We start from the raw sequence: 927 nt of genomic DNA, 5'->3' as shown, positions 1-927 counted from the left end.
AAAAAGAGCGCGCAAGCCAGCCAAAGCTTAGCCAACAGCCCAGAGATGCAAATTTTGCAGAGGGCACAGAATCGTAGTGTTGGGGGGATTAAGGGCAAGATTGAGATCAAGCAGGAGGACAACCCCAAGTCCAGTGTTGCAGGGGCTAAAAAACCGCCCATCAATAAAAGCACTCTACCCACTAAGAGCACGCTAGCAGAGGACTTAAGCCCCCAAGAGATCAAAAGCCATATTGAGGGATGGGATTTAGCTAACCCTAACCCTAAAAATAAGGCCGTGATCGCCAAAGTGCAGGGGGAAGAGCTAGAACAATTGGCCAAAGAATTTAAGTTTAATGGCAATTACGCGCTAGCTAGGGAGATAGACGCACAACATGTAGCACACGCTTTGAGTAGGCATAGCGACCCTAAGATTGAGATGTCGCGCAACCAAATACCTTTGACCCTAGATGATATTAGTTATTATCCTAATATCGTTAAGAATGCAGATGTTAGGGAAGTGGAGGGCAAAAAGATTAAATACAAAAAACAGATTAACGGGCATTATGTGGTGGTGGAGGAAGTCCTAACAGCACAAAACAAGCTAAGGTTTGTAACAATGTGGAAAAGTCGGGGAAATCTAAAGAAGTGGCCAAACCTACGACCCTCCGAACGCCTTCCTCAAAGGGATACGGCCCTAGACCGAACTCTAAGGCGAGGGTTATAGTGGGCATATTCTACTAAACCTTGGCTTAAAAAGAAAGTTGCCGATAAAAAGCGATCTTTAAGGAGGACCCCCCATGCTAACCCCCTATCTTAACCAAGTTTTTAACGCCGATGCGTTAGGCTTTATGCAGGGCTTGCCTAATGCATGTATAGATTGTGTGTGTATCGATCCGCCCTATTGTAGCGGGGGGGTAAAAAGCTTGAACGCACGCAATGCGAGCAC

General features: G+C 46.2%; 1 protein-coding gene. It reads left to right on the top strand.

Features of this window, described 5'->3' with window-relative positions:
* The coding region (locus tag FNE76_RS08070; protein WP_456237341.1) for a PBECR3 domain-containing polyvalent protein at nt 1-705 on the top strand (705 nt) is incomplete at its 5' end.
* Nucleotides 706-927 lie beyond the last annotated feature (222 nt).

It is taken from the genome of Helicobacter mehlei (genome assembly GCF_007280785.1).
Taxonomy (GTDB): domain Bacteria; phylum Campylobacterota; class Campylobacteria; order Campylobacterales; family Helicobacteraceae; genus Helicobacter; species Helicobacter mehlei.
The sequence above is the reverse complement of the archived record's forward strand: the minus strand, read 5'-3'. Positions and strand labels throughout refer to the sequence as shown.